Source organism: Salinarchaeum laminariae (genome assembly GCF_023204835.1).
GTDB lineage: Archaea > Halobacteriota > Halobacteria > Halobacteriales > Salinarchaeaceae > Salinarchaeum > Salinarchaeum laminariae.
In genome coordinates this window covers 2,277,153-2,295,780 of the sequence record NZ_CP096270.1, presented here as the reverse complement: position 1 = coordinate 2,295,780, position 18,628 = coordinate 2,277,153, and the positions used below count along the sequence as shown (strand labels likewise).

Genomic DNA, 18,628 nt, shown 5'->3' with positions numbered 1-18,628 from the left:
GGTGAGGTCGGCACTATCCTACCGAACCAAGAGAAAGAACGCTTCGACGATCAGGCTGCTTTGACGGCCTCGGTCAGCTCGTCAGTCTTGGCCTTGACCTGCCCGGCCGCGTCTTCGAGCGTTTCGAGGGGATCCTGGCCGTCGGTCTTGATCGTCAGAATGGGGTCGGTCTGGCCACCGGACTGCTCGGGGTTCATGTCGTAGGTCGCCGCCTCGACGCCGTCTGTCTCCAGCAGCGTCCCCTTCAGCACGTTCATGAAGGTGTGGTCCTCGTCGGCGATTTCGATGGAGAGTTCCTCGTCGGATAGGTCGATGACCCGCAGATCCATGCTACAGAGTACTGAAGCACCGCGTTTGTAGCTTTCGAAGCGTGACCAGTCTGGAGGTGTAGTGACCAGCCAGGGGAGCGGTCGGGAGGACTGCGCACGCCCTAGCGCTATCGAAGCCGCCATTCTGCTCGGGCAGACCGACCGAATAGCTGACAAGGGACCTGTTCGTGACCTTGTACAATGGCACCCTCCCCGATGCAAATCGTCGTCGCCGTGGTGCTGGCGGCGACCGTCGTCTCGCTCTGGCTGTTCCCGGGTCGCGATCGCTGGCAGTCGAAGCTTCAGGAGCGATTTATACTCGGGGTTCCGTGGGGATCCCTGATCGTCGTCGTGGTGAACGTCGCCTTCTACCTCTTCGCCCAGAGCGGCCTCCAGCAGTGGGGATCGCCCGTCATCTACGCCTTCGTCTCCTGGTCGTACTTCTACCCACTCGGGGTCGTGACCTCCGGGATTGCACACGGCTCGCCGGCGCATCTCGTCGGCAACATGGCAGGGACGATCGTCCTGGCCCCGATCGCGGAGTACGCCTGGGGTCACTACGCTCATTCGGAGCGATCCTCCTCCGCAGTGGACGCAGACGAGGAGACTGATCGGAACGCCGAGGAGCGGCACCGAGACCACGAGTCCGACGAGCAGACCGGATTCGAATGGGGTACGGACTCGACAGCGACCAGTGCCGGTGGCGCGGACGAGCCGTGGGACACCGACGACGAACTGCTCCCCGATGCGCCCTCTAACGGGACCGATCGAACGATCGTGGAGCAGCCGTTCCTCCGCGCGTTCGTCTTCTTCCCCGGCGCGCTGTTGGCGATTTCGCTGATAACGTCTGTCTATTCGCTCGGTCCGAGTCTCGGATTCTCCGGCGCGGTCTACGCAATCATCGGGTTCGCGGTCGTCTACTACCCGCTCGCGGCGGTCGTCAGCGTCGTCGCTGCCAGCGGGCTGGGCGTCATCTGGCAGACCGTCACGAATCCGATCGTCAGAGGATCGGTCGAGGCGGGCGGTCCAGCGCCACCGAGCTGGGCGGGTATCGGGTTCCAGGCCCACGCGCTCGGCTTCCTGCTCGGCGTGTTTGCAGCGCTCGCTCTCCTCTCGAGGCGTGACCGATTGCCCTCGCCGGGGCGGGTGTTCTTCGGCATCCTCGGCGTCGGTCTCGCCCAATCGCTCTGGCTGGTCGTGTGGCCCGGTGGCGACGACGTCTTCGTCCTCTACCGTGCGGTCGGAGTGGTGGCGCTGTTCGTGGTCACTGCGCTGGTCACGGTCGCGGCAACTTCCGAACGCACTGATCAGCTGCTCACGAAGCGAACGGCCGCGATCGGGATTCTGGCGATCGCGACAGGTCTGCTCGCGTTCCCGAGCATCTTCCTCGGTATCGTCGCCGTCGACGACGGCGGCGTCGCCGGCGCACAGGAGGTCGAGATACGCGATTACACCGTGGCCTACGCCGACAACGTGACCAGCGGCCACGGTACCGGCTTCGACCTGGGACTAGAGGACGACGCGCTCGCGAGTCAGATCACGGGGGTGGTCGTCACCAGCGAGCAGCGCGATGTCTGGACGATCGGGATACGGGAAGACCAGCTGGCGTACGCCGGGAAAGACTCCGTCGTCGTCGGCGGACCCGGATGGTCGGAGACGGTCGACGTGGAACGAAGCGGCTGGATCGTCGCCGGGAACGACACCGCATTCGCAGTCGACCTGCACCACGACGGCGAAACGACCAGATCGTTCTCGACGGACCCATCTACTGCCGACGCACGAATCGACGGCTACACCACGACGATCGTACCGACGGAGTCGGCTTTCGAGCTCCAGGTCACCGACCAGTCCGGGACCGTCGACACCATCGCGATTCCCGAGGCGAACACCACGACCGATCTCGATGGGCTCCGGATCACCACCGAGTCCGACGGCGACGTCAGGCGAATCTACATGGAAACCGACGACGGACGAGCGCTCGTCGCGACCGAAGAGACCTACTCCTGAGAAGTACCGGCGACGTGCCGATTTCGTCGATCGGTGTCGCTCACTCGCCACCGCGTTTCCGTGCTTCCAGTGCCGCCATGGGTTCGAACACTCCGACTCGAGTGCGGCGATCCATCGGCGGTATGAGTTGCGTACCAGATGTACGCCGAGAGTACGGGGGACCACACGACATATAGCACGGCGGTTCTAGGGCCCGGGCATGGACTGGTCGCCGTTCGCGGCTCTCATCGTTCTCGCCTATCTCGTCGCGCTCGCGATCGCGTTGCATCTCGGAGACACTGAACGCTGGCGCGACCGCATCACTGATCGGTTCGTGTACGGTGTTCCCTGGGGAACGATCGTCACGATCGCCCTCGTGCTCTCAGTGTATCTGTTCGTGCAGGGCGGCTATCGGCACTGGTACGAGCCAGTCGTACTGCCGTTCCGGGCCTGGTCGTATCTTTACCCGGTCGGTATTCTTACCGCGGGCTTCTCACACAGCTCGGCGGGACATCTTATCGGTAATCTCGTCGGAACGGTTGCGCTCGCACCGATCGCTGAGTACGCCTGGGGGCACTACCCCGGCGGGAGCCGACGGGACCCAGAGCGTCGCCAATCGCGTGACCTTCGAAACCAGCGTGGGGGCACGGACGAACTCGGAAAGCGTGTCACCACCCGCGTCCAATGCGCACTGGAAACGCCCTTGATCCGCGCCGTCGTCGCGTTCCCAGCCGCCGTGGTCTGTCTCGGTCTCCTCACCGCGCTGTTTGCGGTCGGACCGGTGATCGGATTCTCCGGCGTCGTCTTCGCCTTCGGTGGGTTCGCGATCGTTCGGTATCCGATCACCACCATCGTCGCGCTGTCGGTCGCGAGCGTCGTCTCGACGACGTACTACGCTCTCCAGTCGCCGATAGTTCGGGCGGGAATCTCCGGCAGCGCGCCCAGCCCGCCGGGGTGGGCGACGATCGCAGTCCAGGGCCACGCGCTCGGCATTCTGATCGGCGTGTTGCTCGGGCTCGCACTTCTCTACGATCGCGGAGTTCGGCCAGACGTCGGCCGCGTACTACTAGCGATGCTCGTCTACGGCATGGGACGGGGACTCTGGGCGATCTACTGGTTCGAGGGGAACGGCGTCTACGTCCTCTTCCGAGGACTCGGCGTGAGCCTCGTCGTCTTGTTGGCTGTCGCCGTCGCAATCGCCGCCACGGCGAGCGATCGTCCATTCCCCGAAGCTCTGGCGTCGCTTCCGCGGTCACCGACGACCAGACAGGTTGCAGCAATCTGGCTCGGTCTCCTCGCAACACTCGTGGCTCTCGCCGCAGTGTTCTCTGTGGTCTTCGACTGGCAGACGACGATCGTTGTCGCGGTCACCGGTGGCGCCGCGCTGTTTCTCGCACTACCAGCGATCTGGGCGCTCTCACCGATCGAACTGGACGATCTCCCGAGCGGTCGCCAGACCGCCTTCGGCGCACTACTCGCCGTGTTGATCCTCATCTCCGTCCCCGCGATGTTACCCAATCTCGTCACCGTGGGGGACGATCCAGTGCCCAACGAACAGTCGATCACCGTGGAGGGGTACAGCGTAACCTACGCCGAGGACGTCCGGAACAGAATGATCCCGGCAATCGACCTCCCAGTCGTCGCGAACCGAACGACAGTACCGACAAGCGGGGTCATCGTCGTCAACGAGGATCGGCACATCTGGACGACTGCGCTATCCAAACAGTATCTCGCGAGCGAGGGGAGCGGCTCGATCACCGTCGGCGGGGTCGGCTGGCGCGAAACGGTCGACGTCGAGCGATCAGGCTGGAGCGTCACGGGCAACGACAGCGCCTACGCCGTCGATCTCGCCCACGATGGGGACACCGTTCGGACGTTCACGAGTTCGCCCGCCGTCGGTTCGCCGGTGATCGAAGGGCATAGGGTCGCCGTCGTACCCGGGGAGAATCGGTTCCGCCTCCAGGTGTACGAGGACGGGGAGATCGTCGGCGACGCCAAAATCCCCACGGTTGGATCTGAGACCGTGATCGGCCCACTTACGCTACGAACTGCACGGGTCGACGATCGCGTGACGATTATCGCGACGGCGGACGAGACGCGAGTCCCGATCGCACAACACGAAACCTATCGAACCGACTGATCCGAGGTGTAGACGGTGAGAAAACGCGGCGGCGGACGCGAATGCCGGGAGTGAACCGGCGTTAGTGCCACTCGATCCGATACACTTCGGCGTCGAGTGTTCGCGTCTCGTCCTCGTGGAAGGAGAACTGATGTTCGAGATCGAACTCGGCCTCGAAAGCGTGCGTAATGTCGCCACCGACGTCGCCCACGTACGCCTCGAGGAACGACTGGCTACCCTCGTTGTGAACGGAGTAGGAGACGCCGGCGATCGACCGAGCAGTCTCCAGAAACTCCCTGTCGGCGCCCCGGTTCCCGTTCTGCGCGCCGAAGGGGGGATTCATCACGACCGTCGTATTCGAGCGGTCGGGCACGATCGGCGTACGCGTCGCGTCTGCCTGAACCCACTCGATCTCGCTCGTGGTGCCGATCTTCTCTTCGTTCGTTGCCGCAGTGTCGAGGGCATCGCTATCCAGTTCGACGCCCACGACCAACTGCGCGCCCCGGAGTGCCGATGCGAGAGCGAGCATGCCAGTACCGGTGCCGAGATCCACGACCGTCCGTCCGCCGAGGTCGTCCTGCATGTCGGCGACGTGGACGATGTAAGCGGCGAGCTCTGGAGGCGTCGGGTACTGTTCGAGATCGACGCGAGGATCGTCGAACCCGGCGACCACGCCCAGGCGCTGGGCGAGCGAGCGACGCGTGCTCATCAGTCCTTCAGTGCCGCCTCTCCTGCGGACCCCTCGACGTCGAGGGAGAGCCCTTCGCGCTGTGCACGCTCAGCACACGCCGTCAACGCCGTCCGGGCCGAGTCGCTGAGCTCGTCGTCATCGATTCGGACGGTGAGGCGGTTCGCACCCAGAAAGACGGCCGCGCGAACGTGCCCCCGGATTCGATTGGCTTCGGTTTCGGTAGCGATCGAGCAGTCCTCGTCGAAGCAGGCGTCGACGACCAGCTCTACCGGCGCGATTCCCGTTTCGGCCAGCTCTGCGTGGAGATCTCGGAGGTGTTCGGGCGACGTCGAGTCGAGCGACGCGGCGTCGATGCGGACCGGCGTGACCGAATCGACTGGCTCGTGTTCGACGAGCGCGTGAGGGGTGGTGCTCATGGCTGTCGCCGAATACACTCGGCGTATACAAAAGCATTTGCAAATGCGTCATAGTAATCATATTGTACGACGGCACACTATATTACGCCACAGAGCCCCGAGCATTCTAGGCATAGTAGCCGTCAACGACCCGTTCACGGCCCGTCCGCGCTTGGGCAATCATTAAGGCCCGGCCCCGAATAGCTCGCAGTATGGACTGTCCACGGTGTGGCGGCGAGATCGAGACGTACTCGCTGTCGGGTCACGACGCCGAAATCTGCGAGAGTTGCGGATACGTCGGCGTCGCAGTCGAGCATCAGAGCGAGCCCGAGGAGTTCGAATCCTGGAACGACGCGCTACAGCGCTTCTACGACGACCACGCTTCGTAACTGTCGACGTTCGTACTGGGCTGAGCCACTATTAGCTCGTAGTTTTTTGCCGCCCACTCTTTCGAACGGTAGCACAGCCGCTCCGCGAACGGACTCCAAAAAATGTGGGTGGCAGCGACGTTACTCGTCTGCTGCTGCGGCTTCGCCTTCGGCGTCTGCACTCTCTGCTTCCTGCTCGTCCGAGCGAGCGGCGACGAGCCCACCGCGTGCGACGGAGTAGAGCGGCTCGTCTGCGTGGGAGACGCCACTGATCGAGAACGGAATGTTGGCGTCCTCGAGGTGGTCACGGAACAGCGCCTCGAAACCGTCGGGGCTCGAGGTGCCGCCGGTGACGACGACGGGCACGTCGAGACCTTCCTCGACGTCCTCCTCGTCGACCTCCTCGACGATCAGGTCGATGACGTAGTCGAGCAGGTTCTCGTAGTAGATCGACAGTGCGCCTTCGACGCCACCGACGTCCGTCTCGAAGTCGAGTTCGAAGTCCTCCTCCTTGATGGAGGTGACCTTGTCGACGGGCGTTCCGGTGGCCTGGGCGGCCTGCTCGTCGATCCAGTCGCCACCGCGGGCGACGGAGAACTTCATGACCGGCACCGCGTAGTAGGACAGGCAGACGTTGGTCATGCCAGCCCCGAAGCTGATACCGAGTCCAGTGAAGGAGTTGTCCGCGAGTTCGCTGTAAACGACGGCCATCCCCTCGTTGATCGGCTCTGCGTCGTAGCCCATGTCGCCGAGGAAGGATTCGATCGTCTTCTGGTGATACAGCGTCGAGAGGTCCGTGTCGATCGGATCGGCCGGTGTGGAGAAGTAGAGCTTCTCGCCCGGTCGGTCGGGCTCGCCGATGACCTGCTCGATGATGAGCTTCATCATCGGGATGGCGGACTTCTCGTCGGAGGAGAGGATACCGTCCTGCATCGGGCGGCGGGTCTCCCGGTTAAAGATGTTCGCGAAGTTCAGGGCGTCGTCACCGACGACGTACACCTTGTCGTCCTTGCGAATGTGAAGGACTTCGCTTCGCGAGAGCATCTGCTCGGCCATATCCGAGTAGTCGATCTCTACGAAGGAGTTGCGCTGCTGGACGAACACCGTGTCGTTACCATCCTGCTGTGCGGACAGGATGTTCATGGTACCGACGTCTAGGCCTTTCGCCATGTCAGGATACACCGTCCCGGCCGGTAATAAAACTATGTGAAATAATTTCGAGTGGTAGAAATCCCAATTAACAAGACTCCGCCGGGGTCGATGATACCCTTTAACTGAAGCCGAGTCGCTGCAGTACCCGGCTCAGGAACCCATTACCGGCAGTCGGCGCGTTCGAGGGAACCTGATCTTCCTGCTTTTGCTTTTTCAGTTCGTTGAGCGCAGCAGTCTGGTTGTCGACGGTCGATTCGGAGGTAGCCGTCTTGGTATCGCCGCCTTTGAGATTCTTGAGCCCCTGGACCTGTGAATCGACGCCGCCGGACTCGACGCGCTTGTTTCCTTCCAGTCCGAGACCGCCCGCTTCCAACTCGTCGTCGGCGAAATCGGTGTTGAGTTTGAGTCGGCGATTGTCGGACTTCTCGACGCCGCCCCAGGTCATCTCCACGTCTTCCATCGCGTTCTCGATGTCCGCTTCGATCTCCTCGGTCGTGTAGGTTACTTCCTCTTCCTCGTCTTCCTGGGCCTTGATTTCCGAAGGCGCTGGGGCCTGGGCTTCGTGCAGATGGTGGCCGATCAGCGCTGCACCCGTCGAGGCGGTCACGACGGTGAGACCGACGGCGTACGCGCCGACGACGTAGAGCGTCTCCGTGGGATTGTGATCGAACCAGTCGGGATAGATAGCTGCGAACCCGATGACGGCGCCGAGGATGATCGCGAGGCCCATCCCGGCCGCGTACGTCGCTCGCTTCTCCACGGGAAGCAAGACGACGAACGATATCATCGCGACTGGGACGGAGAGCATCCCGCTCGCGTAGGCGATTCGTGCGACGGCGAAGTAGCCATCGTCGCGGATACCGTAGATCGCAGTGCCGAGGACGAACAACACGAGTGCGAGAAGCGCGAGACCGATCGCAGTGAAGAAGAGGCCAAAGCCGAGGTAGACGTCTGTTTGTGTCTCCGGTTCGCCGATGTAGCGCTCGTACCATTCGAAGAGTACGTTGTTAGGGGATTCGTCGCTCGTCATTGCGAGTGAGTTTCACCCCCAACCTCATCATTGTTCTGTTACCTCCCAGATACCAGATAGTTGTCTTGCGCTACTCCGAGCGTTGACATTCGAAAACTGGGACCGATCGGATACCTGTCGGTAGTTATCGGGCGTGTAGTTTCGGTACAAACGGAGCGACCGGCCGGGATCGTATGGTCGGATTTTGGAGAAGTATGCGGTGGATTCTCCCAAAAATACTACCAGCGGCTATTGGCAAACCCAGGAGTGGCCCTGGAGTGTCGCCATTCGCAGCGAGTCGTCCCGTGACCCATACCTCAACCGCAGTCGATCACGATGACGGATTCCGCTGAGCGCCCGGCGCGACAAAGCCGTCAAGTGCAAGCCGTCCCGAGATCGTAGTATGCGAATCGGCGTGCTCTCGGACGTTCACGCGAACCTCCCGGCACTGGAGGCTGTGTTGGACGACCTCCCGCCCGTCGACGCGCTCCTCAACGCTGGCGACATCGTCGGCTACAACCCCTGGCCAAGTGAGTGTCTCGCGACTGTGCGTGAACGAGACGTTACGTCGGTGATGGGGAACCACGATCGCGCGGTGGCCACCGATTCGAACTTCCGATTCAACGGGATGGCTGCTGCGGGCGTGCGTTACGCACGCGAAGCACTGGATGACCACGATATCGAGTGGCTTGCAAGCCTCCCGGACGAACGAACATGTTTCGAGGGGCAGGTCCGGATCGTTCACGGTCACCCCGACGACCCCGATCGCTACACGTACGTGGAAGACTTCTCGCCGTCGCTCCTCGATGACGAGGACGTACTCGTTCTCGGCCACACGCACGTCCAGCACGCGGAACGCTACCCCGAGGGAATCGTCCTGAACCCGGGGAGCGTCGGCCAGCCGCGTGATCGCGACCCGAGGGCTGCCTACGCCGTGCTGGACCTCGAGGACCAGACCGTCGAGTGTCGCCGCGTCAAGTACGACGTCGATCGCGCAGTCGAGGCCGTCCAGGACGCAAATCTGCCTGGCAAGACCGGAGAGCGACTCCGAGACGGGCGGTAGCTCCGGATAAATGATCGGTGGAATGAGCACTGCGGCATCGATCTTCCAGCCGCCCGAGACTACACCCGCGCACCTTTTGTCGTCCCGTCGGCTATCGACCGCCAATGAGCGAGCCGAGCCCGGAGGTCTACGAGGAGGGGCGCGGAATGGACGCGCACAACCAGGTGATGCGTTCCATCCGTGCGGAGAAGGATGCGGAGTACGACCCCCGGGAGCCCACGCGCGTCTGGATCGACGAGGACAACACCCCCAACGGCGTTCGCGAGTCCCTGACGATCGTTCTCAACACTGGCGGCTGTCGCTGGGCGCGGGCAGGCGGCTGTACGATGTGTGGCTACGTCGCGGAGTCAGTCGACGGCGGTGAGGTCAGTCACGAGGCGCTGATGGCCCAGATCGACAGCGTGCTCGCCCACGAGGAGACACACGCCGAGGAGCCCTGCGAGCTCGTCAAGATCTACACCTCCGGTTCCTTCCTCGACGAGCGAGAGGTGAGCGCAGAGAGTCGCCGGGCGATCGCTGACACATTCGCCGATCGGGAGCGAATCGTCGTCGAGTCACTCCCTGATTTCGTCGATCGGGAGACCCTCGCAGAGTTCACCGACCGTGGTCTCCACACCGACGTCGCGATCGGTCTCGAGACGACGAGCGACCGAATTCGTCACGACTGCGTCAACAAGTACTTCGCGTTCAGTGATTTCGAGGACGCGTGCGCGGAGGCCGTAGCCGCGGACGAAGCCGCCGGAACGGCCGAATCGGATCTGGACGTCGGCGTCAAAGCCTACCTCCTGATGAAACCCCCTTTCCTCAGCGAACGGGAGGCCATCGACGACATGATCGACTCGGTCTACGACTGCGCCGAAACGCCGGGCTGTCACACGGTCTCGATGAACCCCTGTAACGTCCAGCGCTACACGATGGTCGACGAACTCTACTTCCAGGGTGGCTACCGGCCGCCGTGGCTCTGGAGCGTCGCCGAGGTCCTCGAGTCGACCGCAGACGCAGACGCCATCGTCATCTCCGACCCCGTCGGCCACGGCTCCGATCGAGGCCCGCACAACTGCAAGGACTGCGACGACCGCGTCCAGCGTGCGATCAAGGATTTCGACCTCCGCCAAGACCCCACCGTCTTCGAGCAGGTCGACTGTGAGTGTGAAGCCACCTGGGAGGCCGTCTGCGAGCGCGAATCCGGATACAATCTCCCGCTGGCACAGTAGCGCTCGCGCCTGTCCATGGACCGCGCGGTCCAACTGTATCCACAGCCCTCACTCTCAGTCTCTCTATTTCTGTCTCGGTTCAGGACACGACCACAGACGGCCAGCTTCTTGTAGAGCTCCGCACCACAGATGGCCAGACCTATACGACGATCGACGATATCGGAATTCGACAACCCTTACAATTAAGGACTCGTCAACCGACGGCTCGAACGTGGTTTACAGCACCGGCAACACGACGGTCGATCGGGCGACCGAGCGCGTGCTCGCTGGGGAAGAGCTCTCCCGGCGCGACGGACTCGCGTTGATCGCCCAGCCGGTCGAGGATCTCGCGCCAGCAGCGGACTACGTCCGCGCACAACGCAACGACGACACCGTCGACGCCTGTTCGATCGTGAACGCGAAGGCCGGCAACTGCGCGGAGGACTGTGGCTTCTGCGCCCAGTCGGTCCACTTCGATACGGGCATCGACACGTACGGATTCCTCGATCCGGAGGAGATCCTCGCGGCAGCGAAGCGTGCAGAACGCGACGGCGCACAGCGCTTCGGCATCGTCGTCGCGGAGAAAGGCGTGAACAAGGAGCAACGACCCGAGGAGTGGGAGCAGGTCCTCGAGGCGATCCGACTCGTTCGCGACGAGACGGACGTCGAGGTCGACGGATCGCTGGGGATACTCACCGAGGAAGAGGCGGAGATCCTCGTCGAGGAGGGTCTCAACCACTACAATCACAATATCGAGACCTCGCCGGAGTTCTTCCCGGAGATCGTCGACACGCACACCTTCGAGGACCGCGTCCAGACGCTCGAGATCGCCAAGGAGGCGGGCATGGACCTCTGTGCGGGCGTCATTCTCGGCATGGGCGAGAGCCCCACCGATCGGGTCGACGCCGCTATCGCGCTACAGGAGATCGGCGTCTCGTCGGTTCCGGTCAACGTCCTCAATCCGGTCGCTGGCACGGATCTCGGCGAGCGACTCGGCGACACCGCCGACATCTCCACCGAGGAGATCATCAAGGCGATCGCCGTCTTCCGATTCCTTCACCCGGACGCACGCGTCCGCCTCACGGGCGGGCGCGAAGTGAACCTCGAACCCGACGAACAACACCTCCCCTTCGAAGCCGGCGCGGACGGCATTCTCACCGGCGACTACCTGACGACGAACGGCAACGACGCCGCGGACGACCTCGACGTGATCGAACAGGCAGGCATGGAGCCCAACATGGACGCCAACGAGTTCGATCCCGACGAGGTTCGAGCGCGTGCCGACGGCGGGGACGATGCAAATACCGCGGCGGACGCTTCCAAGCCGGAGACGGCCGCTGGCACGGCCACGAGTAAGGCTGGCGATCCGCGAAACGACCGCGGCGACGCACCCGACACCGAAGCGACGAACGCGAGCGACTGAACGAGCGATTACGAAAGCACTCACGACCTATGGAATCCATCGACTTCGCGGTACTCGGCACGGGCGGTATCGGACGACGAACGCTGGAGGTCAGTCAGCGAAAGGAGGGCCTCAATGCGGTCGCGGCCTGCGATCGCCACGGCGTCGCTATCGACCACGAGGGGCTCGACGTCGACGAACTCCTCGAGGCGACGGAAGGTAACATCGCTGGCGACGGACGCGGCGACACGGACAGCGAGCCGCTCACGGACGGGGGCGTCAGTTCCGACGACGCGACCACCTCGGCCAACGTCAAACAACACGGCGAGGACGCTGGCGTCGTCGCCTCCGAGCAGGCCGAGCCGACGGATACACCGATCGACGACGTTATCGCCGAATCTGATCAGTTCGACGCGGTCCTGATCGCACTGCCGAACCTCGAACACGACTTCATTCCGCGAATCGCGGACCGATTCGCCGACGCGAACTACTCCGGCGTCCTCATCGACGTCCTCAAACGATCGCGCGTGATCGACATGCTCGACGATCGTGCAGACCGATTCGAGGAGACCGGCATCACGTTCGTCTGTGGCGCTGGCGCCACGCCCGGCTTGCTGACGGGCGCTGCGGCCCTCGCCGCGCAGTCGTTCGTCGAGGTCGAATCCGTCGACATCTGGTGGGGCGTCGGGCTCAAATCCGGCTACGAGGACAACCGCGGAACGGTGCGCGAGGATATCGCTCATCTGGATGGCTATACCGTAGAGACAGCACGCAAACTTTCCGAGGAAGAGATCGAGGCGATCGTCGACGAGCACGACGGCGTGCTCGAGTTCCACGATATGGAACACGCCGACGACGTGTTGCTCGAACGCGCTGGAATCTGCGACGCGGAGGACGTCACCGTCGGCGGGATCCTCGACCTCCGGAACGACGAAAAGCCAACCACGACGACGGTCACGGTCACGGGTACGACCTTCGACGGTGAGACGGGGACGAACACCTTCGAACTCGACGACGACACGTCGATGGCGGCGAACGTCAACGGCCCCGCGCTCGGCTATCTCCAGCGCGCCGTCGAACGCAACCGAAGCGGTGACTACGGCGTCTACGGTCCTGCCGAACTGATGCCCGGATTCTGAGCAGGCGCAGGGCGCAACCACACCCTGCCACAACCGTCCGCCAGTGCGAACCGCGACGCCTAAATCCCCCACCACCAAGGCTCACGTCAATGCGAGAGCGCGGGTTCGACCTCGACGCTCGCCTCCAGAACCGTCGACACCGGGACCTCTATCGCAACCTCCAGCCGGCCGACTCCGTCGGTCCACGGGCGCGCTTTGGACCCGATCCGGGAGCCGGCCTCCCGGTCCTCGACGCCGAGAGCGATCTGGTGTTCGCCGCGAACAACTACCTTGGACTGGCAAACGACGAGCGCGTGGTCGAGGCGGCCCAGCGGGCCGCCGACGTGGTCGGGACCGGTGCCGGTGCGAGTCGTCTCGTGACCGGCGACACGATGGTCCACCGGGATCTCGAAGCGAGAATCGCCGACGCCAAACACGCGGAGCGGGCGCTGGCCTTCTCCTCGGGCTACGCAGCAAACGTCGGGACGATCGCTGCACTCGATCCCGACGTCGTATTCTCGGACGCACTCAACCACGCCAGCATCGTCGACGGGTGTCGACTCGCCGACGCCGACGTCGTGGTCTACGATCACTGCGACCCGAAAGATCTCCGCGAGCGGATGGACCGACGCCGATCCGGTCCCGCTGCAACGGACGAGGCTATGATGGCAAACGGTGGGACAAGCACCGAGGCGGAATCCTGGCTCGTCGTCACAGACTCCGTCTTCAGCATGGACGGGACGATCGCGCCGCTGGAATCGCTCGCCGACGTGGCCGAGTCGGCGGGCGCGTGGCTCATGGTCGACGAAGCCCACGCGACGGGTTGCTTCGTGGACGGTGGCGGGATCGTCCAGCGTGATGGGCTCGAGGATCGCGTCCAGATCCAGCTCGGCACGCTCTCGAAAGCGCTGGCGAGCCAGGGCGGCTACATCGCCGGCTCGAACGAACTCGTCGAGTATCTGGTCAACGAGGCGCGTTCGTTCGTCTTTTCGACTGGGCTCGCGCCGTCAGCCGCAGCGGCAGCAGGCGAAGCGCTCCACCTCGCACGGACGACGGATCGCCGAGCCCGACTCTGGCGGAACGTCGACAAGCTCCGGGAGGGCCTCGAGGACGTCGGCCTCGAGGTCGCAGGCGAGAGCCAGATTCTCCCAGTGCACGTAGGCGACAGAGCAGACGCCCTCGCGCTGTCGGAGGCGCTCCGCGATCGCGGGATCGTGGCTCCGGCGATTCGGCCGCCGACGGTTCCGGCTGGAACGAGCCGGATCCGCGTCGCACCGATGGCGACTCACTCCGCGCCTGAGCTGGAGGCCTGTGTGAACGCTTTCGCCGAAGCAGCCGAGGAGATCGGGGTGATCTGACAATGGGCGACGGCGAGGAACGGGTGCTGAGCGACGCAATAGAGGAGATTCGAGATGGCCCCGGCGTCTTCGTCGCTGGCTCTGATACCGGCGTCGGAAAAACGGTCGTGACTGCCGGGCTTACCGGCTGGCTCCGTGAGGATGGCCTGGGTGCACGTGCGATCAAGCCTGCACAGACGGGCGCGCCCGAAGACGACGACGCAGCTGTGATTTCCGCCGCTGCCGGTGGGGACTCGGATGCCAGCACCTGTTGCAGACGGCTCGGTCCGGCACTCGCACCACGCACCGCTGCCGAGCGCGAGGGCGTGGCACTGGCATACGACGAAATCCTCGCAGACTGTCGTGACGAAATGGAGTCGTCGGGGTTCCCGATCGTCGAGGGGATTGGCGGACTGCGCGTTCCCCTCGCGGGCGAGGCCGAGGTACTCGATCTGGCGGTCGATCTCGGACTCCCCGCGATCGTCGTCGCGCGCTCTGGACTTGGAACACTCAACCACACCGCCCTCACCGTCGACGCACTCCGGTCCAGAGGTGTCTCCGTGCCGTTCGTCGTCCTCAACGAGTACGAGGGCGCCACCATCGCAGAGCGAACGAACCCCGACGAGCTACGCAGAATGCTCGACGTTCCAGTCGCGAAGCTCGCGCCGTTCGACGCGACGAACGCCTCTGAGATTGTGCCAGCAGTTCGGGACGCGCTCACTCCGCCTTTCGACGAGGACGATTTCGTCGACTGACTCGGTATTACCCGGCGAGCGAAGGCGGCATACCCGATACTCACAGTTCGATGGATTTGGGGACGGCGTCGCTCGTCTCCAGTCCAGTGCAGCCAGTACTGGGGAGGCCGTCTGGCGTTGCAACTGCTGGGATATCAGGAGTGAATAGCGGGGTAGTATTCGTTATAGTCTCGGGCCAGCGCACAACCGACGACGAGTGCCAGACTCCCTATGGCTGCAACACAGCCTCGGTAGACTCACGCTCGCCGTCGACGTCGTGGAGAACGTACGTCGCGAGATCGCTTTTGCGGTGTTGGACCATAAGATGCGTCCGGAAGGCGTTCGCGTCTGTGGATTCGTGCTCACACCACGGACAGAGGAGGGAGGACTGGGAGGTCATCGTGCGTTCGAGTGACATACTCCCCGGACGGTATTGAATCGTTCGTCCCTCCACACGATGATACGACAACGATCAGAAGAACTCGTCCAGACCGGACTGATCGTCGGGATCGTCGGAGGTGTCCTCGCCGATGGCCGCTTCATTCGTCCCAGCTGATCCATCTCCAGCGTCGCTCTCGGCATCGCTCGACGATCCGTCCGCGTCGGCGTCTGCCAACGTGGACTGGGAGTCGCTCGCGGCGCCAGCGCCCCCCGATACCTCCGCATTCTGGCCGTTTCCAGCTGCGGACTCGTCGTCCGGGTCGTCGTCCCGAGTTGCGCCCTCGAATGCACCCTGGGACGCATCCACCGCCGTCGACTCCCGGAGTTCCTCGGCGTCGTCGACGATCGACTGTACCTTCTTGGTGTCCTCTCCACTCCCCGTGATAAAGGCGAGTTCGCCCGCATCGAGATCGTAGGCTGCAGCGACGGCGACGGTCACGTCGCGGGGCTTGCAGTGGTGGGTCATCGCCGAGAGATAGGGAAGCACGCGGCGGCGTGCCGTCCCGAGAGAGCAACCCTCCCGTTCGGCGATGCGCTGGGCGATGCCGTCGCGCGTCGAGCGCGTTCCCTTGGATCGGCCGAGTTTCGTCCGGAAGCTGGGAGGGCCGTAGCGAGTCCAGCCGCCTTTCGACTCCTGGCGTGAGGCAGCGACGCCTGCGACCATCGCGTCGCTCGCGTAGCGCCAGTAGGTGTAGTTCTGCGTCTCGCGCACCCGACCCAGCCACCGGTCCGCGTTCGAAAGGTGATCGTATGCGTCCGCGAGCTCGACGCCCGCGTAATCCTTCGGCATGTTGTCCTCGATCCACTGGATCAGGTCGTCGGGGTTCTCCTCGACGTCGTAGGATTTCTTCAGTGCCGCTTCGGCACCGTCCTCCTTGATGAGCGCGTCGAGAAAGTCGAAGATGTCGACGGTGCCATCGCGCTCGCCCGTCGAGACGTCGGCCTCCGTGATGCGATCTCGGCCCTCCGCGATCGCCTGTAAGTCGTTGATCGCCGAGCGGAGGTCACCGCTCGTGCGCTGGGCGATCGCCTCCAACGCCGCGTCCTCGAACGCGACGTCCTCCTTGCGGCAGATATCTCGCAGCACCGGGACGATCGAGCGTGCGGAGACGTCACGGAACTCGATCTCCTGGCACGCGTTGCGTAGCCCGCGGGACATTTCGTAGAAATCGTTTGCGACGAGCACGATCGGCTGATCCGCGTCTTTGACGACGTCGGTCACGGCGCGAGAGCCACCGTAGTCTGCGTTGCCGTGGAAGTTGTCCGCCTCGTCGAGAATCACGAGTCGGCGCATCCCGCCGGTGAGCGTCGCGGATTTCGAGGCCTCGCCGGCGATGCGCTCGACGACGTCCCGCGTCCGGTCGTCGCTCGCGTTCAGCTCCATGACGTCCCATTCGAGGTCGCTTGCGAGCGCGTGCGCAGCAGAGGTCTTCCCGACGCCTGGCCGACCATAGAGAATCGCCGCGTCGCCGTGGTCGCTCCAGGTCTCCGCCCACTGCCGAAGGTCGTCGCGTGCGGCGTCGTTCCCCCGGACTTCGGCGAGCGTCGACGGGCGGTATTTCTCCGTCCAGTCCATCGAAACCCAGTTGGGAGGGTCGGGGGTTATGGCTTGCGGAGCGGTGGTGAACGCAGTGCAGTGAACGCGGGCCGCCGACAGGAACCGCTCATTCCAGTGGCCCGCCGAGGTCCAGACTGTACTCCAGTGCCCGGTCCACGTCGAGGAGCACCGGCTCCGGAACCGAGCCGACGATTTCGACGATCGCCCGCTCGATTTCGACGGTGGTGGGTTGGCTACACAGGGCGACGGCAGCCTCCGCGAGCCCGCTGTCCTGTGGCTCGAGCACTACCTCGTGTGGGTAGCGTTCGGGACCGAAATCGGTCGTCAGTGGCACGACGACCGTCGTCGAGGAGTGATCGTTGCCGACGTCGTTCTGGACGACGAGACACGGACGGTGACGCGCGGACTCACCGTTGCCGCCTTCGCCTGCACTGCTTCCTCTACGTCCAAATGCCACGACGACCACATTTCCGCGTGAAACCTGCATCGGAACTCACCACGTGGGAACGTCGTCGGGGTCGCCACCATCGTCGTCCGGTGCAATCGCGCGAGCGACGGTACGGTCACGGTCGTTCCACTCCCGGTAGCCCTCCTCGAGTCTGTCGTCGACCGTCCGCTGGGCGATGACGATCTTGTCGTCCTCCGAGCGGACGACGACTTCGTCACCTCCGCGGATACCGAACCGCTCACGCAGCTCCTTCGGTATCGTGATCTGCCCGCGCTCCCCGACGATCCGCGTGTCCCGGGCCATTGTCGTCCCTGAATACACCGATAGCCTGCAAAAGGATTGTGCATGTAACTGTACCACACGAACGGTGCCCGTGGATGGTGGCGGAGAATGTGGTGTCGAGCGCTATGGGCCGACGCTGGACATCGTGAGGATCGAAAGCCCCGAGTGGACATCGACGCCAGTCCGTCCGATCGACAACAGACTCGGACCCGATAGCGATCGAGCGTGCCGCTACGAACGTATCTGCCGTAAGCGCTAACTGTTGGCCACGTAACGTCGGGCTATGGGAGAGGGGCCGCGTGCCGAGCTCGCCGAGAAGATCGCGGGGGAGGTCGCCCTCAGCGACGATCCGGGGGCAACGTTGCGCAAGTGGCGCACCGATTTCGACGTAACGCAGACCGAGCTCGCGGAGAAACTCGACATTTCGTCCTCGGTCATCAGCGACTACGAGAGCGGCCGCCGTGACAGCCCGGGCATCGCAGTCGTTCGCCGGATCGTCACCGGACTGCTCGATATCGACGAACGTCGTGGCGGGAGCCGCATTCGTCAGTACGGCAGAGTGCTTTCTGCCGGCTTCGCGAGCGACGTCGTGCTCGATCTCAGGGAGTACCCCGCTGCGATGCCCGTCGACGACGTCTTCGACGCCATCGACGCCAACGGGCTCGTCGAGGGCGAACGGGATCGGATCACGGGACACACGGTCATCGACAGCGTGGAGGCGATCCAGCGGCTCTCCAGCGAGGAGATCTTCAATCTCTACGGACAGTCGACGAGCCGCGTCCTCGTGTTCACGGGGTTGACGCGAGGCGAGTCGCCGCTGGTCGCACAGCGCGTCGTCTCGCCGACGCCGAACGCCGTCGTGTTGCACGGCATCGACGAGGATGACCTCTGGGAGCACGCCCCTGATTTGGCGCGCGTGGATGGGTTCGCGCTCGCGACGTGTACGACGCCGCTCGACGACGTGCTCGACGACCTGTCGTCGCTTCCGTAGCTCGCGAGGGATGGCTCAGCTCACGCTGCCGTA

The 18,628-nt window shown here is 63.9% G+C and carries 19 protein-coding genes; 10 read left to right on the top strand and 9 right to left on the bottom strand.

Annotation, left to right across the window (positions count from 1 at the left end; genetic code table 11):
• Positions 1-50: 50 nt before the first annotated feature.
• Positions 51-329 carry a DNA-directed RNA polymerase subunit L gene (locus MXF70_RS10775; protein ID WP_248515640.1) on the bottom strand — a complete coding sequence of 93 codons (279 nt, stop codon included), beginning with the start codon at positions 327-329 and terminating at the stop codon, positions 51-53.
• 180 nt (positions 330-509) lie between these two features.
• Here MXF70_RS10775 and MXF70_RS10770 point away from each other — a divergent pair, with 180 nt between their 5' ends.
• Both MXF70_RS10770 and MXF70_RS10765 read left to right on the top strand, forming a co-directional pair.
• Positions 510-2,315 carry a rhomboid family intramembrane serine protease gene (locus MXF70_RS10770; protein WP_248515639.1) on the top strand — a complete coding sequence of 602 codons (1,806 nt, stop codon included), beginning with the start codon at positions 510-512 and terminating at the stop codon, positions 2,313-2,315.
• A 199-nt stretch (positions 2,316-2,514) separates the two neighbouring features.
• A complete protein-coding gene (locus tag MXF70_RS10765; RefSeq protein ID WP_248515638.1) occupies positions 2,515-4,434 on the top strand; it encodes a rhomboid family intramembrane serine protease in 1,920 nt (639 codons plus the stop codon).
• A gap of 61 nt (positions 4,435-4,495) precedes the next feature.
• Here MXF70_RS10765 and MXF70_RS10760 read toward each other — a convergent pair whose 3' ends face one another.
• A complete protein-coding gene (locus MXF70_RS10760; protein ID WP_248515637.1) occupies positions 4,496-5,122 on the bottom strand; it encodes an METTL5 family protein in 627 nt (208 codons plus the stop codon).
• A complete protein-coding gene (locus MXF70_RS10755) occupies positions 5,122-5,520 on the bottom strand; it encodes a DUF7961 family protein (RefSeq protein WP_248515636.1) in 399 nt (132 codons plus the stop codon). Before MXF70_RS10755 ends, MXF70_RS10760 begins: the two co-directional genes overlap by 1 nt.
• Before the next feature lie 191 nt (positions 5,521-5,711).
• Here MXF70_RS10755 and MXF70_RS10750 point away from each other — a divergent pair, with 191 nt between their 5' ends.
• Positions 5,712-5,888 carry a zinc finger domain-containing protein gene (locus MXF70_RS10750; RefSeq protein WP_248515635.1) on the top strand — a complete coding sequence of 59 codons (177 nt, stop codon included), beginning with the start codon at positions 5,712-5,714 and terminating at the stop codon, positions 5,886-5,888.
• Between the two features lie 120 nt (positions 5,889-6,008).
• Here the strand turns inward: MXF70_RS10750 and MXF70_RS10745 are convergent, their stop codons facing one another.
• The gene (locus MXF70_RS10745; protein ID WP_248515634.1) at positions 6,009-7,037 is read right to left on the bottom strand and encodes a disk-shape morphogenesis protein volactin; all 1,029 of its coding nucleotides are present in this window, start codon (positions 7,035-7,037) and stop codon (positions 6,009-6,011) included.
• A gap of 100 nt (positions 7,038-7,137) precedes the next feature.
• The gene (locus tag MXF70_RS10740; RefSeq protein WP_248515633.1) at positions 7,138-8,049 is read right to left on the bottom strand and encodes a cell division protein CdpA domain-containing protein; all 912 of its coding nucleotides are present in this window, start codon (positions 8,047-8,049) and stop codon (positions 7,138-7,140) included.
• 382 nt (positions 8,050-8,431) lie between these two features.
• On the opposite strand from MXF70_RS10740, the gene MXF70_RS10735 reads away from it, so the two are divergent.
• From MXF70_RS10735 to bioD, 6 genes are all read left to right on the top strand, one after another.
• On the top strand, positions 8,432-9,091 hold the full coding sequence (locus MXF70_RS10735; protein ID WP_248515632.1) for a metallophosphoesterase family protein: 660 nt from the start codon (positions 8,432-8,434) through the stop codon (positions 9,089-9,091).
• A 104-nt stretch (positions 9,092-9,195) separates the two neighbouring features.
• Positions 9,196-10,305 (top strand): archaeosine biosynthesis radical SAM protein RaSEA, encoded by a 1,110-nt coding sequence (locus MXF70_RS10730; RefSeq protein WP_248515631.1) that lies wholly within the window; start codon positions 9,196-9,198, stop codon positions 10,303-10,305.
• A gap of 211 nt (positions 10,306-10,516) precedes the next feature.
• Positions 10,517-11,707, top strand: coding sequence for a biotin synthase BioB (bioB, locus tag MXF70_RS10725; protein WP_248515630.1), 1,191 nt, complete (start codon positions 10,517-10,519; stop codon positions 11,705-11,707).
• A 29-nt stretch (positions 11,708-11,736) separates the two neighbouring features.
• Positions 11,737-12,825 carry a (S)-8-amino-7-oxononanoate synthase BioU gene (gene bioU, locus MXF70_RS10720; RefSeq protein WP_248515629.1) on the top strand — a complete coding sequence of 363 codons (1,089 nt, stop codon included), beginning with the start codon at positions 11,737-11,739 and terminating at the stop codon, positions 12,823-12,825.
• Positions 12,826-12,914: 89 nt separating this feature from the next.
• Positions 12,915-14,162 (top strand): aminotransferase class I/II-fold pyridoxal phosphate-dependent enzyme, encoded by a 1,248-nt coding sequence (locus tag MXF70_RS10715; RefSeq protein ID WP_248515628.1) that lies wholly within the window; start codon positions 12,915-12,917, stop codon positions 14,160-14,162.
• Positions 14,163-14,164: 2 nt separating this feature from the next.
• Entirely contained in the window at positions 14,165-14,896 is a 732-nt protein-coding gene (gene bioD, locus MXF70_RS10710; RefSeq protein WP_248515627.1) for a dethiobiotin synthase, read from the top strand.
• 208 nt (positions 14,897-15,104) lie between these two features.
• Here bioD and MXF70_RS10705 read toward each other — a convergent pair whose 3' ends face one another.
• The 4 genes from MXF70_RS10705 to MXF70_RS10690 all read right to left on the bottom strand — a co-directional run bounded on the left by MXF70_RS10705 (position 15,105) and on the right by MXF70_RS10690 (position 17,625).
• Positions 15,105-15,293 carry a hypothetical protein gene (locus MXF70_RS10705; protein ID WP_248515626.1) on the bottom strand — a complete coding sequence of 63 codons (189 nt, stop codon included), beginning with the start codon at positions 15,291-15,293 and terminating at the stop codon, positions 15,105-15,107.
• Positions 15,294-15,347: 54 nt separating this feature from the next.
• Positions 15,348-16,892 carry a replication factor C large subunit gene (locus MXF70_RS10700; protein ID WP_248515625.1) on the bottom strand — a complete coding sequence of 515 codons (1,545 nt, stop codon included), beginning with the start codon at positions 16,890-16,892 and terminating at the stop codon, positions 15,348-15,350.
• 88 nt (positions 16,893-16,980) lie between these two features.
• On the bottom strand, positions 16,981-17,361 hold the full coding sequence (locus MXF70_RS10695; RefSeq protein WP_248515624.1) for a type II toxin-antitoxin system PemK/MazF family toxin: 381 nt from the start codon (positions 17,359-17,361) through the stop codon (positions 16,981-16,983).
• Between the two features lie 6 nt (positions 17,362-17,367).
• On the bottom strand, positions 17,368-17,625 hold the full coding sequence (locus tag MXF70_RS10690; RefSeq protein ID WP_248515623.1) for an AbrB/MazE/SpoVT family DNA-binding domain-containing protein: 258 nt from the start codon (positions 17,623-17,625) through the stop codon (positions 17,368-17,370).
• A 262-nt stretch (positions 17,626-17,887) separates the two neighbouring features.
• On the opposite strand from MXF70_RS10690, the gene MXF70_RS10685 reads away from it, so the two are divergent.
• On the top strand, positions 17,888-18,595 hold the full coding sequence (locus tag MXF70_RS10685) for a helix-turn-helix domain-containing protein (protein ID WP_248515622.1): 708 nt from the start codon (positions 17,888-17,890) through the stop codon (positions 18,593-18,595).
• The last annotated feature ends 33 nt before the right edge of the window (positions 18,596-18,628 follow it).

Excerpts from the sequence above, each read along its gene's own strand:
- MXF70_RS10775 (WP_248515640.1), bottom strand. The coding sequence starts at position 329 with ATGGATCTGCGGGTCATCGACCTATCCGACGAGGAACTCTCCATCGAA.
- MXF70_RS10770 (WP_248515639.1), top strand. The coding sequence starts at position 510 with ATGGCACCCTCCCCGATGCAAATCGTCGTCGCCGTGGTGCTGGCGGCG.
- MXF70_RS10765 (WP_248515638.1), top strand. The coding sequence starts at position 2,515 with ATGGACTGGTCGCCGTTCGCGGCTCTCATCGTTCTCGCCTATCTCGTC.
- MXF70_RS10760 (WP_248515637.1), bottom strand. The coding sequence starts at position 5,122 with ATGAGCACGCGTCGCTCGCTCGCCCAGCGCCTGGGCGTGGTCGCCGGG.
- MXF70_RS10755 (WP_248515636.1), bottom strand. The coding sequence starts at position 5,520 with ATGAGCACCACCCCTCACGCGCTCGTCGAACACGAGCCAGTCGATTCG.
- MXF70_RS10750 (WP_248515635.1), top strand. The coding sequence starts at position 5,712 with ATGGACTGTCCACGGTGTGGCGGCGAGATCGAGACGTACTCGCTGTCG.
- MXF70_RS10745 (WP_248515634.1), bottom strand. The coding sequence starts at position 7,037 with ATGGCGAAAGGCCTAGACGTCGGTACCATGAACATCCTGTCCGCACAG.
- MXF70_RS10740 (WP_248515633.1), bottom strand. The coding sequence starts at position 8,049 with ATGACGAGCGACGAATCCCCTAACAACGTACTCTTCGAATGGTACGAG.
- MXF70_RS10735 (WP_248515632.1), top strand. The coding sequence starts at position 8,432 with ATGCGAATCGGCGTGCTCTCGGACGTTCACGCGAACCTCCCGGCACTG.
- MXF70_RS10730 (WP_248515631.1), top strand. The coding sequence starts at position 9,196 with ATGAGCGAGCCGAGCCCGGAGGTCTACGAGGAGGGGCGCGGAATGGAC.
- bioU (WP_248515629.1), top strand. The coding sequence starts at position 11,737 with ATGGAATCCATCGACTTCGCGGTACTCGGCACGGGCGGTATCGGACGA.
- MXF70_RS10715 (WP_248515628.1), top strand. The coding sequence starts at position 12,915 with ATGCGAGAGCGCGGGTTCGACCTCGACGCTCGCCTCCAGAACCGTCGA.
- bioD (WP_248515627.1), top strand. The coding sequence starts at position 14,165 with ATGGGCGACGGCGAGGAACGGGTGCTGAGCGACGCAATAGAGGAGATT.
- MXF70_RS10705 (WP_248515626.1), bottom strand. The coding sequence starts at position 15,293 with ATGTCACTCGAACGCACGATGACCTCCCAGTCCTCCCTCCTCTGTCCG.
- MXF70_RS10700 (WP_248515625.1), bottom strand. The coding sequence starts at position 16,892 with ATGGACTGGACGGAGAAATACCGCCCGTCGACGCTCGCCGAAGTCCGG.
- MXF70_RS10695 (WP_248515624.1), bottom strand. The coding sequence starts at position 17,361 with ATGCAGGTTTCACGCGGAAATGTGGTCGTCGTGGCATTTGGACGTAGA.
- MXF70_RS10690 (WP_248515623.1), bottom strand. The coding sequence starts at position 17,625 with ATGGCCCGGGACACGCGGATCGTCGGGGAGCGCGGGCAGATCACGATA.
- MXF70_RS10685 (WP_248515622.1), top strand. The coding sequence starts at position 17,888 with ATGGGAGAGGGGCCGCGTGCCGAGCTCGCCGAGAAGATCGCGGGGGAG.